Here is a 16,489-nt window from a genome sequence, read left to right on the forward strand (position 1 = left end):
TTGAGTTTCGCCCCTGTTTTAAGAGGAGCGACAAGGTTGGAGACAACACAACACCAACAAATGACTCATTAATTCAACTCAGGCACGATTTCCTGTGACCAACTGTCTTCCATCAGCATTCTGAACGACATACCACCCGACGCTGCTTCCAACGTAAGTTCGCCAGCATCTACCGCCGTCTTGACGTGCTCAGTTAATAGCTCAAACAATCGGCGCTTGTACTCAGTGTCATCGTTTCCTTTTAAATGCTCACCCTTGGTTTCCAGTACAGAGAAGCGGTAACTGCCAGAGTTTGGCTGTTCGACGCACACCAACAAGTCAGGGTAAACCTTTTGCTTTTGCCAGCCTTGTAGGCTGTACTCGCGTTGATTTACTGCAATACGATGCCACCAATACACAGACGCTTGCTTATCCAAATACCAGGCTGTGTCGCGCTCTAAATTGTTCAGCCCATTTTGATAGACCTTTTCAAACAGGCTTTTTTCGAGTACTGATCCATCTTTGCGGCGAAGCACCTGATCATGTTCACTGACATTAACCTCTAAGGTTTGCGCCAGTTCCCAATTTAGCTTTTCGTTGTCTGAAGCGAGTAGACGTAGGGAGATATCACCCTTGTCCAACTTAGATCTGAAGATTTGCTCCGATAATTGCGCGACCTGTTGTTTAATGTCGCGCTTCATCTCTTTGAGCAGCTCAAGGCGGTTAGTAAACAAGGCCTCCTCAGAAACGCCATTACCACGCAAGATGTCTAACGTGTGCGTTAACACCCGCATGGCTTGCCATGGGTTTGGAATAACATCGGTGAGCTGCCTTACCATAAAGGAGATATCCAGGCCTGCATTCGGGTCAAACTCGATGTTCTCGTGAACCGGATCGGCTAAGTCCAATTCGCCTTGGTTATCCTTTGACATTTTGTAGTCGATACGGGCAATCGTGCGCTTTAACTTATCGTCCACTAGCTGGAAGTTCTCAGCATTCAAATAAGACAGCGATTCCCAATCTAGGTCACCCAGCACATCCCGTTCATAGTCAAACAAACGGTAGCCGTCTTTGTACCCAGCATCGCGATGTAAAACCCTAGGCAAGAATATTTTAGGTAGGTTACGAAAACGCTCTCTACGCAATAAGGTTTCTTTGCTCACTACTGCGGCGGGTTTATTGGCTTCTGTAGCTTTAACTTGATTCGCCACATCTCCCATCCCTTCTTCTTCTAAACCTTGCTTAACACCAGCAACAGCTTCCATCACGTCTTGATCAAAGGTATAGACATAACACTCATCTAAGCTTGCTTTTTGCGTCAATCGCGCATGTGGTTGACGTAGTACACGGCCAATCATTTGGGTAATTGCCGTTTTTGCGGTCATTTTTGACAACACGGTTAATACATAAGCGAAAGGACAATCCCAACCTTCACGTAGCGCATCCTTTGTGATGATGTATTTAACTGGGCACATTTCGCTGAGCAAATCATCATCACCCAACTCGTCTTTATCAGACGTTTTCAGGCGGATTTCATTTTCATTCACGCCCAATTTGTCCATCAAATACTCGCGGGCATCTTCCGCATGCACAAATGCTGAATCACGCTGATCTTTACCTGTGCGCTCAACTCGGATCAGCATGATGGGACGAATATAGCGACCGGTTTCGTTTTGTAGTTGCCCGGCATCCTGTTCAAGCTCTGCCAATTTAGCGTGCGCAAGCGACAAGGTATGCTTCCAGTCACTTTTGTCTTCGTTGATTAAGTTGATGGGCAACTTAATCATTTGCTCATCTTTCAAAGCTTGCCCAGACACATTCACCAGCACATTTGAGTGATGCTTACCGTTTGCGTTAGGCGTGGCAGAAAGCTCAAGAATAAACTTAGGGTTAAAGCCACACAGGGTTTCTCTTGCGGTTTCGCTATAGGCTTTATGCCCCTCATCCACAATAATCATTGGGCGAACCATGCGTAACACATTGCCTAAGCTTTGTTTGACTGACACTGAGCCTGGCGCTATGCCTTCTTGCCAACCGTAATCTGAAAGATCATTACAATCTAAATTACGAATACTGCTCAATAGCGCCTCATTGGCTGTGGTGTCATCTTCAATCGGGAAGAAGGTGGTAAATCGCCCACTATCACGGAACATGCGTAGGGTTTCTTTGGATTGACGCGCACTGGATTGCAGCATCAACAACATAACGCACAGGTTTTCGTCGGTATCCCGCTTGGTAAATGCATCGTTCTTTTCGAGCATTTTTACTCGTCCACCCGAAGCACGCTCTAGCATTTGCCTATACGGATGCTCACGATTGGCCAACTGTTTCCAGGTTTGTTTGTAAATGGCATCCGACGGCACCACCCAGAGCACCATACCTGTCTGTTGCGTAAACAAATCAGTTTGCAGGCGCTCAACCGCAGCAACACCAAGTAAGGTTTTACCACCACCTGTCGGTACTTTCAGGCACACGTTAGGAATTGGCCGCTCTAATCCGTCAAATCTTGTGACATAAGGTGCGGGCACCAAGTGACCGCTTTTGTCTTTAAGTAGGTCAATACGGCGCTCCTGTACCAGAGCTTCCCACGTGTCTTTGGCATAATCGGTTAAGCGAGCGTCTTTGCCTTTCATTTTCTGAAAAGCAACAAAGTCTTCCGCTTCTTCCTTGGTGTCGGCCAGCTTTTTTAAGTAATAGTCCAGCTTATCCAGCACACCATTTTGGTAGTCTTTTAACTCCATGTTACGCCCCCATAATACGATGGATAGCGTAAGGCAACTGGCAAAACTCAATGCGTTTTTCAGTTAAGTCCTTCTGACTCATAAATTTCGCTACAGCAAATACAATAGTGCGTTTCTTCGTAGTATTGTTTTTAGCTATAGCCTCTACTTTGTCCGCGTTTAATGCGGCTTCATTTGAACGCAACCATTCGCTATCTGGACGATAGAACAGATGAATACGGAATAGATCTGTTTCACCGATAAAACCATCGGCAGAAGCTTTAGCAACAGTTTCTAATGACTGCCCAGTTGCGGTATAAAACACATAACGTGCAAGCGCGTCGAACGATGGCATCGCTTCGCCAGTAAGTAAACTTTCAATTTGAATCGGTTCACCCAAAGTACAATAAGTGAAACTACCACCAATGCCTGGCGCAAAATCATCCACTTTACGCTCACCAGTTACAGTAAGTACACCGTCTTTGAGCTCTTTCTTGATTTTGTCAAAATCCTTGCTGTGTTTTTCTTCAACTTTGGCTATTTTTTCAAGCAACTCCGCGTGTTTTTTCTCAAAGACCGACCACGTGATTTTTTCAGAAAGCAGTTCTTGCTTCTGGTTGCCTTTAAAGGGGTAACCGTTAATAACACGACGAACACGTTCAGCAGTTAATGTATCGGCGTAGTCTTCACACTCGACTAAGATAAACTTACGGCTGCCATTGTCTTTTTTATTAGCTTCAAGAACTGCATGAGCGGTAGTTCCAGAGCCAGCAAATGAATCGAGTACGATGCCTTCTCTACCAATAGACAATTCAATACAGCGCTGAACATGCGCTAAAGTTTTGGGAGCGTGACCAAGTGGGTTTTGCCCTGCAAAAATATTTTTAAGTAACGTTGTTCCTAAATCGGTGGCAAATTCAGTTCCCTGCCAAAACGATTTTGATTTTTTCCCATCAGTCTCATCTAGATAAACCCTGTAGGACACATCAAACCGTCCTTTACTAGATTCTCTAGCTTCCAAATTCTTTAAGTTTTGAAATGCTCGCGCCTTTCCCCATCGCCAACGCCCATGAGTTCCATCTCCTCTCATTGGCAATATTTCAATGTCATTGTTTGATGACCTTTCAAGAGACAAAGTATTAGCACTTTTATTCCAAAAAATCGGATAGAACATTTTAGGCCGATCTTCTCTTCTGTCTTCACTCCCTCTCTTACGAAGATCACGTAATGAATAAAGACAACCACTTTCATCTTTTAACGTGAAGTCTTTTAGCTGTTCTTCTGTCAGATCCAAACCTTTCGAGACAAATTCATCTCCTGAGTAGACTAAAATATACTCATGCGTGATCGCTATATGCTCTTTATCATTTCGTCCTTTTAAGTTATTGACGACAACAAATAAACCAACAAACTTATCATCACCAAAGACTTCATCCATCAATAACTTTGCGCTATTAACTTCATTGTCATCCAACGTTAACCAAATACTTCCATCGTTTGACAGCAGTTCTTTCAACAACATAAGTCTCGGCCACATCATGCAAAGCCATTTGTCATGACGTTCCAAGTCTTCTTTATCAACAGGATTAGCTGACTTTTTCAGCCACTCCTGCATCAGAGGCGAGCGCACATTGTCGTTATAACACCAGCCTTCATTGCCTGTGTTGTACGGCGGGTCGATAAAAATGCAGTCTACTTTGCCGGCATGAGTTGGCAGTAACGCCTTAAGAGCTTCGAGGTTGTCGCCATGGATGATAAGGTTGTCATCCAGTGATGCCGTCTTGCCCACCTGCGGTAACGATTTATCTGCAACCACTTTTAGTTCACGAAACGGCACACTCAGGTGGTGTGAATAAACAAACTGTTTACCTTTAAAATCCAACGTTGGCATCGGTATTCCTTAAATTCTTATTTAATTCTGATGATTAATCTCTAGTCATAAAAAGCGGTTGTCTGGGTTGTGCTCATCGTCTAAGTGACATAACCCGGCGCAATTGCGAGGTTTTGAACCCCATACAGCGCGGCACGATTGTTTAATGCCAGTTGGCAATGGCTGTCTGATAAGCAAGCGGTCTCGGAACAATCAACATTCCAAAGCCTGAGCAAATACCCCGCAATTGCAGCTCTAATCTCAACCTTTAGAACGCCACCTGCCATGCCATAATCCAGTTCAATCGCTTCGCTGTGCTCTATGCGTGGGTGCGGCACTAACTCCAGCTCAACAAAGCGATTCCATTGCCGGTCTTGGGTTTCAAGTTCAGCCTCTGACAGAGTGGAATCCTCAAGCACAACCGCAGCTTTAATTCGGGTCAGTACAAAGTCACGGAACTCACCATGCTTGCGGTCAAAACCACGAACATGCCAACGCAGGCCATTGTCCACCAGCGTATGCGGCACAATTTCACGCGTGGTTTCACCGCTCGATAACGACACATAGGTGATACGCAAGGCTTTGCCTTTGTGTATGGCCTCGGAGACTTTCGCCACTATCGATAAACTCGGCTTGTTGAGGTGAAAAGGCGCTTCACAAGCAAGGGGGGGGGTTACCTTTCCAGTGAAGCCATCACCGTACCCTTGGCTAATGGTTGCCAGTGTTCTCACAACGTCGTACTCGAACAAGGGCTCAAAAGCTTCACCACGCTTATGCAGTTTGAGCTTTTGGTCATACTCAATGTTGCCTGGTGCAAGCTCTCGGTACATTGTGAAGTCTTTCGTTGCTTGTGCGGCCGCTATGCTGAAGCGATCGACTAAATCCGCCCGTACCGCTTCTCCCTTAAACAATAAGGTGAAGTCGATGTGGGCAATGCGATCCCTGGTTGCTTGTGGCAACTGCGCTATCTGCGAAAGCCTATCTGGCTTCGCCACTACTGTTTGTTTCAGACCATCATTTGTCATGCGTCTTATTTATCCAATTCAACCAGATTCTTAAAACTCTGTTTATAAAGTACGGTCAGACATCGCGTAATAACATTGAATAGTGTCACTCAATGCTACTCTTTATTCGCAATGACTTAGCAATCTCTACCGGTTGAAGCTGGACAGATGGACATAAAACACTTAATAGGCTTCAACCTAATTAATTTTATTAGGTGTCATCCTATCACAAATTATTTTGTAGGGAAGGCTAAGCGGCAACTTTTTGATCTGGATTGCAATTGCCGCTCAGTTATGGGCGTGAAGGCCTTGTTTCGTGTCATTGATGATAGCCGCTATCAATGCGCTACCCGAACCAGTGGCACCACGATGTTACTGCTTTGAGACTTCCCTTTCTCCGAGTCTGTGGACATCAGGGCTCGTTGCTCACTTTCCCGAATGCGCCTAGCAACTTCTGCCTGGGCTGGTAGCAATGGCAGCATCCCTTCAGCAATCGCGTCTGGAGCAGACTCTTGGCCACAGGACATCAAGTGCTTCCAAGGATCTTTAAGAAAGCGCTCGAACGTGATGCCAAATTCAATGATGCGGGCAGAGACGAAGATTTCGCCCCAGTATTCAATGTAGGTGTCTTGGTACATGGAAAGATTCCTCTTGTTGGTTATATACCCTGCCTACTTGCAGCCGCAGCGGTGTTACCTGTATTCGCTCACCCCAATCACATAGAAGATCTATGCTCATGGGGACTCGCTCACTTGCCGCCTAGCTGCAACACCAAGTAGTTTGGGTATAACGTAAGTTCACTTTCCATTTTCCAGAGGTTTTCAAATATGCAAGGCTTACCTTGTAGAGAGCTACAAAGCTTTAAATCGATTGCGGGCATCTTTGTAGTCATAGTGGGCATGTTCTGAGCCACGATGGTACAAATCATCCAGGTAAGTTTGTTCCTGCGGCAACTCGTCTTCGCTGATTTCGCGCCACCAATGTTTGTTGGCACCTTTAACACCGTCATGCCAACGGTAACCACGCTCTTTTAAATAGTCCTTTACGTCAAACGGCGCACCAAACGCACGAACTAACACAGTTCGCCTGTCTGCTTCAGACAACAAGTTTGCAACGGACTCGGGCAACAAATGAAACAACCAGGCCATCGCCAAACAATCGGTTGCAGCTCGATGTCCTTCATAAAACCAACCTAAGCGAAGCAGCAGGTACTCAAGCTTTCGACTTTCAAAACCCAGCGCCTTCCAATCTATGCCACTGGCTGAACAGGCCCAAGATAGATGTCCTAATGCAGCAAACCGCTTTTCAAAGAAAGGACGATCAAACTGTGCATTGTGTGCAACCACCAGCGGATCATCGGATAACCAACTCGCTACCAGTGAATCATCAATGTGCTGGCCTTGCACCATCTCATCAGTGATACCGGTTAACTCGGTAATCAGCTCGGGGATTGGCTTGCCGGGATCTTCATACAAGCTGATCACATCAACAATCGACACAATCTGCTTAGCAGAGGGGCTGTAAAGCACCTTAACCATACCAAGCTCAATAATGGACTCATCATCGGCAGACAGTCCGGTTGTCTCTGTATCGAGCAGCACCATCGGTTGTTCATCACCGACCAAAGGAGAGAATTCAAGTGGCCAGGACTGCGGCTCACGCGTTAATGGAATACGCTCCAGCAATCTAAAATCTTCTGGTCTTTCTAGGATATCCGCGAGGCGCTCTAGCGGAAATGGCGCTGGGGCTCTTGTCATTGATGGTTCCTCTTCAATTCTATTGTTCGCTTTAGGTGATTTCACTGTGCCACAGGTTTTTCTAAATGCACCTTGGATACCTCAGCGTTTTTTTAATCTTTCTACTGGGTGAACCCATGTATGAAGGCTTTGGCTAAGCCTTTCAGAAAGCCTTAGCTAAACCCTTTAGGTAACCCTTACCGATACCCTTTACGTATGGCTTAGCCAACCCCTTTTCAAACGGTTGCAAAAGGCTTGAACTGAGTTCGACTGAGCATTTTAATGGTGCTCCTGACTTCGCTTTAAGCTAGTAAATTCAATACGAAGCAGAATTTTACTAACTGTTTTTAAACCCTTTGCAAAGGGTTCAACAAGCCTTGTCTGACGGTTACTTGACCCATGCGTTAACCAGTAGCAGTAACAGGATCAGTAACAGAAACAAGAGCAGTAGGCAGAAGCAGTATTATCCAAGCCTTGCAGGCTTTGACGAGGGCGAGCGATCCCCACATCAAGCTTATCAACACAAAAAAGAAATCACCTACAACACAGCGTCTTACTCGAACAACTACAGTTTTACCTACAATTTTACTTGTAGAAATCAGCATAGCAGACCGTTCTTAGCGATATGGCCTCACCTCTTTTTTACGTCGCGTTGAGGCTCCAAGTGATATTCCCAACAGGGTAGCCACTGCGCATGGCTTTCGCTCAAGTTTTCGTGATTGGTGCAGCAAGCATGGTTACTCTCGAGATCTTGCTGAAAGAGCACTCGCTCACTCAATTCAGAGTAAAGCTGAGGCCGCTTACCACAGGACTGATTTACTGGAACAACATCGCCCGATGATGCAGGCATGGGCTGATTTCGTAACACGATCAGGTGGTTGAATCGCCACAAGGTAGGGATTGAATACTATTCCAACGGAGGTTCACGATGGTACCTCTTTTTTCTGAAGGATTAACTGGACTATATCTGCTTGCAACTGTTTGCCGGAAATCTGCTGTCCCTCTCTTGATATTCCTAATAATAATTAGGCCATAAGCATATGATACATGAATATTTTTCATATCAAGTAACCGATAAATTTCACACCCCCCCACCCAGGATAGAGATTGCCATTACTGTGAGGCCGATCTATACTTCAACCATCCCCCCGGGGGGGATGTAAACTTAAGCCGAGAGATTTCCTGATGCTCAATATTCTTTCTAATCGTATTTACCGCCACCTGTTTATGGCACAGGTTATCGCCCTTATCGGCACCGGTCTGGCGACCGTTGCGCTGGGGCTGTTAGCCTACGAGCTTGCAGGAGACAGGGCTGGTGCTGTCTTGGGTACCGCGCTGGCTATCAAAATGAGCGCCTACATTCTGGTTGCGCCCGTAGCTGCGGCCTTCGCCGACAAATTCCCGCGTCGCAGTATGCTGGTGACGCTGGATCTGGTTCGCGCCCTCGTGGCTATAGCGCTGCCATTTGTCACCCAGATCTGGGAAATCTATATCCTGATCTTCATTCTTCAGTCTGCCTCGGCGGCATTTACGCCAACCTTTCAGGCGACAATCCCGGAAATTCTTCCTGATGAACGCGAATATACCCGGGCGCTGTCTCTGTCACGGCTGGCCTACGATTTGGAAAGTGTTATCAGCCCCATGCTGGCGGCTGCGCTGCTGGCGGTCATGAGCTTCCATAACCTGTTTGCTGGGACGGCTGTGGGGTTTATCGCATCGGCTTTACTGGTTGTTTCTGTCAGATTGCCAAAGATGAAAGCGCTAACGGTAAAACGCAGCATCTATGACAAAACAACGCGAGGCATGCGTATTTTTCTGAAAACACCGAGACTACGCGGCCTGCTGGCTCTCAACATGGCCGTAGCAGCGGCGAGTGCGATGGTTATCGTCAATACTGTTGTTCTGGTTCAGGCTAACTTTGGTTTCTCACAACGGTCTACCGCCATTGCGCTGGCATGCTTCGGTATCGGATCCATGCTATCGGCTCTGATTCTACCCAGACTCCTCGACAAAATGAGTGACCGCATGCCGATGCTTGTAGGTACGTCGCTTTTAGTCATTGGCCTGGGATTGGGCATTCTCCTAAAAAATTATGTCACCTTGTTAGTGCTGTGGGCGCTGCTGGGGGTGGGTTATTCGCTTTCTCAGACGCCAAGTGGGCGCCTGCTGCGGCGCTCGTCAAAAGCTGAAGACAGACCGGCGCTGTTCGCCGCTCAGTTTGCGCTGTCACATTCATGCTGGCTGGTGACTTATCCGCTGGCAGGGTGGGTAGGCGCTACATGGGGAACTCAGGCTTCATTCATCGCTCTGACCATTGTGGCGGGGCTGTCGCTGGTTACTGCCGTACTCATCTGGCGGCCTGAGCATGAAATTTACATCCAGGTTCACAGCCACACAGCCCCAGATACAAACAATGAATCGACCCATGAGCATGATTTCGTGATTGATGATGAACACCCGTCATGGCCGAAGAAAGAGAAGTAATTTACCCATAATATGCAGCGTATAAGGAGAGGATAAGCCGATAAAAAGTGTGACCATAGCGTTGATACATATTATCTTATCCCCTCCACCCAGAGAGGACAGCCCCATGACCGTACACGCATCACACCCTGACATTATTAAAAGACTTAAGCGTGCCGCAGGGCACCTGAAAAGTACCATCCAGATGCTTGAAGATGAAAAAGCGTGTCTGGATATAGCCCAGCAGTTACAGGCTGTGGAAAAAGCTATAACGAATGCGAAGCGTACTTTAATTCACGACCACTTAGGTCACTGCCTGGAGGAGGCCCTTCATGCTGAACACTCCGAGTCTGATAGTTCGCTTAGCGAATTTAAAGAGATAACCAAGTATCTTTAAAGCTGGTGAAACATGACTGGTTTTTCACAGCAAGGTGTGGTTAATGCCTGTGTTGCTACATATGCCCCATCAGGGGGCTTTTTTATCTGACTCAGCAGCAATTAACCAGTACCTACCTGAAAGGATTTATTATATGAAAATAAAAAACTCCCTTTTTCTATATTAATCTTATTCCTGCCAGCCATTTCCGTCGAAAAATCGGAAATGAAAATGTCAAAAATGCACTCGTCAGCATAGTCACAGGAATATAAGGCGGACATGAATGACCTGCACGACAAAGTGATGTCTGCTGTTAATGAGTCCGATCCCGACAAGGCCTTTACAAGGAGTATGATAGGGAAGCTGTGATCAAGTCTGCCGCATGAGATAATGTCCGCTGCACACGATTGGGGACATAGAGATGGATCAGCAACTTACATTCGCGGACAGCGAGTTCAGCAACAAGCGCCGCCAGACCCGTAAAGAGAAGTTCCTTGGCCGGATGGACAAGCTGATCCCCTGGACGCGTCTCGAAAACGTCATCGAACCTCATTATCCCAAGCCCGGTAACGGCCGCCGTCCTTATCCGTTGTCTACTATGCTGCGGATTCAATGCATGCAACAGTGGTACAGCCTGAGTGATGAGGCGATGGAAGATGCGCTGTATGAGATTGCCTCCATGCGCCTGTTTGCCGGTCTGTCACTGGATAAGGCCATCCCCGATCATTCAACGATTCTGAAGTTCCGCCACCTGCTGGAACAACATGGCCTGGCACGCCAGATCTTCGACGAGGTCAATCAGTGGCTGTCCGAGGCTGGTGTGCTGATCAAGGAAGGTTCCCTGATCGATGCCACCATCATCGAGGCCCCCAGTTCAACTAAGAACCGCAGTGGCGAGCGCGATCCTGAGATGCACCAGACGAAGAAGGCACTTCGGGCTGAAAGCCCATATCGGCGTGGATGCCTGCACCGGTATCACGCACAGCTTCACCACTACGGCAGCCAATGAGCATGACCTAAACCAGGCAGAGCACCTGCTTCATGGTGATGAAGCGTTCATCTTTGCCGATGCGGGTTACCGAGGCGCCGAAAAGCGGGTAGAGCTTAAAGATGTCAGTGCAGACTGGCACATCGCCGAACAACCCGGGCAGCTGAAGACTCTGAAAAAGCATCCTCGCATCAATAAGGTCAGAATCCCCGCACCGAGTATCTGAAGGCCAGCCTGCGTGCCAAGGTTGAGCATCCGTTCCGGATCATCAAGTGCCAGTTCGGCTTTGTAAAAGCCCGTTACCGTGGTCTGAAGAAAAATGACGGCAAACTGGCGATGCTGTTCGCGCTGTCAAACCTCGTGCGCGTGGATCAGATGTTGCGAGCACAGGGTTAATCAGTCTGAAGTGCCTGAAAAGGCGCTGTCCGAAGGAAAACGCAGGATAATGACGTCTAAATGGGGCCCCAATTGCTACGGGTTCTGGTTGGGCAGAAGTGGAGGCTTAATTACAGGTTCCTTAGTCGATATAAAAATAAGTCAGGCTATTATCAGGGATAAAATAATATAAAAAAGTTAAAAACGGTAACTCCATAGTAGAGTTACCGTTTTAATAAAACTATTCTTTTGGTGGGAACCCAGCTTCACGTAAAGCCTCAGAAATCTGCTCTAAAGATATTGATGTTTGCACATCTACCTTACGTATTGGTGGGTTGGTTACGATTTTAGCCTCTGGATCCATATTCTGAATAACTTTAGTCACTGTTCGAGCGCAGCCACCGCATGTCATATTTTCTATATGTAATTGCATTTGTATATCCTATTTAGTTGTGGTGACCTTTAGGATAGAGTTTGCCACTGTTGTAAGGTCAAGCCCTATCGCCAAAGATTTTCGTGCTTATCCTCTTTGACTAAACGTTTCACCAGAGGTATCAACTTTTCGCCTTGAGGAAAAACTTCGCACAACCACATAAAACACAGGAGTAAGCAGTAAGCCAAAGAAGGTTACTCCAAGCATTCCCGAGAATACGGCAATACCCATAGCATGCCGCATTTCGGCACCAGCCCCACTAGCTAATAGCAAAGGTATAGCACCCGCAATAAACGCCAGAGATGTCATAAGAATCGGACGTAAACGCAAGCGAGCAGACTCAAGCACGGCCGCCAATGGTGATAGTCCTTCACTCTCCTTGGTTCGGGCAAACTCCACGATTAAGATTGCATTTTTCGCGGCCAGCCCCACCAAAACAACAAAACCAATCTGAGTAAAGATATTGTTATCACCATTAGAAATCCAGACTCCCCCAATTGCAGAAAATAGCGCCATCGGCGCAATCAGCAATACAGCAAATGGCAAAGACCAACTGTTATATTGTGCCGCCAAGATAAGGAAAGCAAAGAAAACAGCTAGAGGGAAGATATACAGTGCTGAATTACCCGCCAATTTTTCCTGATAAGTAAGGTCAGTCCATTCATATGCCATCCCTTCAGGTAAACTTTCCTTAACTATTTTCTCAATAGCATCAGTTGCCTGTCCCGAAGAATAACCTGGTGCTGTACCACCTGTAATATCTGCAGATGGGTACCCGTTATATCGCATCACACGGTCAGGTCCAGAAGTTCGCTTAATATTTATCAGAGCTGATAAAGGAATCATGTCACCTGCTGAGTTTCGCACCTTAAGCAACCCGATATCTTCTGCTTGCATACGGAATGGCGCATCGGCTTGGGTAATGACTCGATACGTCCGACCAAACCTATTAAAATCATTTACATAAAGCGATCCAAGATTCACCTGTAAAGTATCAAATATATCTGTTAGCGCAACCCCCTGAGATTTTGCTTTCACACGATCAATATCTACCTGAATCTGAGGCGAGTTAGTTTCAAAACTGGCCATCATCCCTGCCAACTCTGGAGTTTGCATAGCTTTAGCCATGATGACGTCCTGCACACGAGCAAGCTCTTCAAAACCTAATCCGGCCCGGTCTTCAATTTGAAGTTTAAATCCTCCCATACTCCCTAAACCAGGAACAGGTGGTGGGGGGAATATACCCACGAAACCATCAGGAATTTGACTAAATTTCCCCATCAGACTACCAGCAATAGCCTGAGCAGATAATGATGGATTTCGACGTTCTTTAAAAGGTTTCAACATAGTAAACATTAATGCTGAATTTGGCATGTTAGGGCCGTTTACCGATAAGCCAGGGAATGCAATCACACTTTCAACTCCAGGCTGAGATAAAGCAATCCTGGACATTTCCTTAACTACAGCTTCGGTTCGGTCGAGTGAAGCGCCGGAAGGAAGCTGAGCAATGCCAACAAGGTAATATTTATCCTGAGCAGGCACAAAACCACCAGGAACCTGTTTGAAGCCCAGGAAGGTCAGTGCCAGAAAACCAGCATACAGAATGAGTACAATTGTACTTCCGCGAACGATACGTCGAATCGTCCCAACATAGGAATTCGACAGGCTATCAAAGAAACGGTTAAAACGACGGAAAAAAGATCCGAAAAAACGATCCATTACACGAGTCAACAAATCTTGCTTCTCTATACCTTGATGTGGTTTCAGTAGTACGGAAGCTAATGCCGGAGACAATGTTAAGGAGTTGATAGCCGATAAAATCGTTGAGATAGCAATCGTCAATGCAAATTGACGATAGAATTCGCCCTGAAGCCCCGAGAGGAATGCTGATGGAATAAACACAGCTGCCAGTACTGAGGTAATAGCCAGAATTGGCCCCGTTACCTCGTCCATTGCTTTTCTTGCGGCGTCTTTTGGTGAGAGTCCTTTTGCAATATGGCGCTCAACGTTCTCAACCACAACGATTGCATCATCAACAACAATACCAATTGAAAGAACCAGACCAAATAAAGATAGCGTATTGAGTGAGAACCCAAATACATCCATTAATGCAAACGTACCCACTAATGAAATAGGCACTGCGATCAATGGGATGATTGATGCTCTCCATGTTTGCAAAAATAGCATCACGACCAGCACAACTAATATTGTGGCCTCTAATAAAGTCGTCGTGACAGATTTCAGGGAAGCACTAACAAACACGGTCGGATCATAAGCGATACTGTACTGAATACCTTCCGGAAACCTTACTTTCAGGCGTTCCATTGTTGACCTTACCGATGCAGACACCTCAAGTGCATTGGCGCCCGGGGTCATAACAATCTGCATACCCACTGCATTTTTATTATTTAGTAAACTCCTCATGGAGTAGTTATCTGAACCGAGTTCAAGACGAGCCACATCACGCAAGCGCGTAATTTGTCCGTCATCTCCGGTTTTAATAACTATATCGCCGAACTGTTCCTCAGTAGTTAGGCGCCCTAAGGCATTCACAGTGACCTGGAATGATGACGATGCATTAGGTTGCTGTCCGACAGAGCCAGCCGCTACCTGAACGTTTTGTTCTTTAATCGCAGCAGTGACATCACTTGATGTTAACCCTCTGGAAGCCACTTTATTAGGATCTAACCATACTCGCATGGCATATTCCCCTTCACCTCCCAGCGCTATGCTTGCGACACCTGGTAAGCGTGAAAGCTCATCACGTACGTTTAACATTGCATAGTTAGAAACATAAAGTGGATCATAACGCTCATCAGGAGAGAACAAATGCACCACCATAAGAATATCCGGCGAGGTTTTTTCAGTCACAACCCCTATTTGCTGGACTTCCGTTGGTAGCCGAGGCAAAGCCCGTGATACCCGATTCTGAACCTGAATTTGCGCAATATCGGGGTCAGTTCCCTGTCTGAAAGAGATGGTTAAAATCATTCGGCCGTCAGAAGCAGTTTGAGAACTCATGTAAAGCATGCCTTCAACCCCATTGATGGCTTGCTCAAGCGGGGCGGCAACAGTATCTGCTATTACATTGGGGTTTGCTCCGGGGTAGCTTGCCGTTACCTGAACGGTTGGCGGTGTTACGGACGGATATTCACTGAGAGGAAGTTGAAAAAACGCTAAAGAACCCGCTATCAGCATAAAAACTGATAAGACAATTGCAAATATGGGGCGCTGGATGAAGAAATGAGGAAATTTCATTTACTACCTCCCTCATTTTTGCCATTCGATTTTTTAGATGCACCTTCAGGCTGCCTCTCAGGTACGCTCAACAGCGTTTGCATCGATACGATGTCTGGCGTAACGGCCATCCCCGGTCGTACGAGCCCTTTTATGATAATTTTTTCCCCGGCCTTCAGACCGTCGCTGATAACACGTAATCCATCGACCATTGGCCCCAACACTATCGGGCGATACTGCGCCTTATTATTGGCATCAACAACAAGGACATACTTATTGCCCTGATCTGTGCCTACGGCTTGATCGTTTACCAAAATTACTTTTTGCTCACTACCAGTGCCTAACTGAACTCTGGCAAATGCTCCAGGAGTAAGAAGACCATCAGCATTCGGGATAATAGCCCGGACACGAACAGTGCCGGTATTACGATCAATTTGGTTGCCAACAAAATCAAGCGCCCCCCCGTGCGGATACCCCTTCTCATTTGCCAGACCTATATGTACGGGTAATTTTTCGTTGCTACGTCCGACAACATCAGGCCGAGCCTTACTGACAGTATTGAGATATGTCGCTTCATCAATATCAAAATAAACATATAAAGGGTCGGACGAAACGATTGTTGTCAATAGAGTCGCGGCCCCCCCCTGGCTGCTGCTAACCAAGTTACCTTCAGTTACTAAAATCCGATCGATACGGCCATCAATTGGCGCAGTCACACGCGAGTATGACAAATCCAGCTTTGCTGCTTCGACTGCAGCCTTCGATACCTGAACCTGTGCAACGCGGGCATTTTTCTCAGAAGATGCATCATCATAGTCTTTACGCGAAACAGCACCTCCGTTTACCAGACGGCTAATACGCTCGTAATTGCGGCTTGCCTGGAACGCCTGAGCTTCTGCCTGTCGTAATTGCGCTTGTGCACTATCAAGCACAACCTGGTAGGGCCGCGGATCGATTTGAAATAACATCTGTCCTTTCTGAACCAGACTTCCCTCCGGCACCGTAACAGATTCGATTGCCCCTCCTACCCTGGGGCGTAGCTCCACTGTTTTAATAGCCGCTAAAGAACCGGTAAATTCAGCAGAAGGTATAATATTCCGTGATACGGCAACAGCCACGGGTACCTGTGGACCTGCAGGCGCATTTGCAGTTTTTTTTTGCGTTTCGCTTGCATCATCATTTGCAAGTACCACTTCTGTATTGGCTGTCACTGCAACTGCCATCAGCAATATCCCAACTTTCATTTTCATCATAACGATCCTTTCATTCACCAAAACTCTTCGGCCAGTCCGAAGTTGGCGTCTGTAG

General features: G+C 46.7%; 10 protein-coding genes and 1 pseudogene. 3 read left to right on the top strand and 8 right to left on the bottom strand.

All coding sequences use genetic code 11. The annotated features are described in order from the left end of the window. Positions 1 to 68: 68 nt before the first annotated feature. From ACFI6J_RS06595 to ACFI6J_RS06615, 5 genes are all read right to left on the bottom strand, one after another. Positions 69 to 2,720, bottom strand: a complete 2,652-nt coding sequence (locus ACFI6J_RS06595) for a DEAD/DEAH box helicase (protein WP_105932743.1) — start codon at positions 2,718 to 2,720, stop codon at positions 69 to 71. A gap of 1 nt (position 2,721) precedes the next feature. Next, positions 2,722 to 4,590 carry a site-specific DNA-methyltransferase gene (locus ACFI6J_RS06600; RefSeq protein WP_342177912.1) on the bottom strand — a complete coding sequence of 623 codons (1,869 nt, stop codon included), beginning with the start codon at positions 4,588 to 4,590 and terminating at the stop codon, positions 2,722 to 2,724. An 80-nt stretch (positions 4,591 to 4,670) separates the two neighbouring features. Beyond that, positions 4,671 to 5,594, bottom strand: a complete 924-nt coding sequence (locus ACFI6J_RS06605) for a WYL domain-containing protein (protein WP_105932870.1) — start codon at positions 5,592 to 5,594, stop codon at positions 4,671 to 4,673. Between the two features lie 317 nt (positions 5,595 to 5,911). Then, positions 5,912 to 6,211 (bottom strand): hypothetical protein, encoded by a 300-nt coding sequence (locus ACFI6J_RS06610; protein WP_105932869.1) that lies wholly within the window; start codon positions 6,209 to 6,211, stop codon positions 5,912 to 5,914. Positions 6,212 to 6,424: 213 nt separating this feature from the next. Continuing rightward, positions 6,425 to 7,330, bottom strand: a complete 906-nt coding sequence (locus ACFI6J_RS06615; RefSeq protein ID WP_088585968.1) for a 3'-5' exonuclease — start codon at positions 7,328 to 7,330, stop codon at positions 6,425 to 6,427. A gap of 1,164 nt (positions 7,331 to 8,494) precedes the next feature. Between ACFI6J_RS06615 and ncrA the strand changes: the two genes are divergently transcribed. The 3 genes and pseudogenes from ncrA to ACFI6J_RS06630 all read left to right on the top strand — a co-directional run bounded on the left by ncrA (position 8,495) and on the right by ACFI6J_RS06630 (position 11,532). Next, on the top strand, positions 8,495 to 9,793 hold the full coding sequence (ncrA, locus tag ACFI6J_RS06620; protein WP_088585970.1) for an MFS transporter: 1,299 nt from the start codon (positions 8,495 to 8,497) through the stop codon (positions 9,791 to 9,793). Between the two features lie 106 nt (positions 9,794 to 9,899). Then, positions 9,900 to 10,169, top strand: coding sequence for a metal-sensing transcriptional repressor (locus ACFI6J_RS06625; protein ID WP_088585971.1), 270 nt, complete (start codon positions 9,900 to 9,902; stop codon positions 10,167 to 10,169). Between the two features lie 400 nt (positions 10,170 to 10,569). Next, a pseudogene (locus ACFI6J_RS06630) lies at positions 10,570 to 11,532 on the top strand (IS5 family transposase). Between the two features lie 220 nt (positions 11,533 to 11,752). On the opposite strand, the gene ACFI6J_RS06635 reads toward ACFI6J_RS06630, so the two are convergent. The 3 genes from ACFI6J_RS06635 to ACFI6J_RS06645 all read right to left on the bottom strand — a co-directional run bounded on the left by ACFI6J_RS06635 (position 11,753) and on the right by ACFI6J_RS06645 (position 16,434). Next, entirely contained in the window at positions 11,753 to 11,944 is a 192-nt protein-coding gene (locus tag ACFI6J_RS06635) for a heavy-metal-associated domain-containing protein (RefSeq protein ID WP_088585972.1), read from the bottom strand. 87 nt (positions 11,945 to 12,031) lie between these two features. Then, positions 12,032 to 15,202 carry an efflux RND transporter permease subunit gene (locus ACFI6J_RS06640; RefSeq protein ID WP_088585973.1) on the bottom strand — a complete coding sequence of 1,057 codons (3,171 nt, stop codon included), beginning with the start codon at positions 15,200 to 15,202 and terminating at the stop codon, positions 12,032 to 12,034. Then, positions 15,199 to 16,434, bottom strand: coding sequence for an efflux RND transporter periplasmic adaptor subunit (locus tag ACFI6J_RS06645; RefSeq protein ID WP_249362399.1), 1,236 nt, complete (start codon positions 16,432 to 16,434; stop codon positions 15,199 to 15,201). Before ACFI6J_RS06645 ends, ACFI6J_RS06640 begins: the two co-directional genes overlap by 4 nt. Between the last annotated feature and the right edge of the window lie 55 nt (positions 16,435 to 16,489).

This window comes from Alteromonas sp. G4i13 (assembly GCF_054960505.1).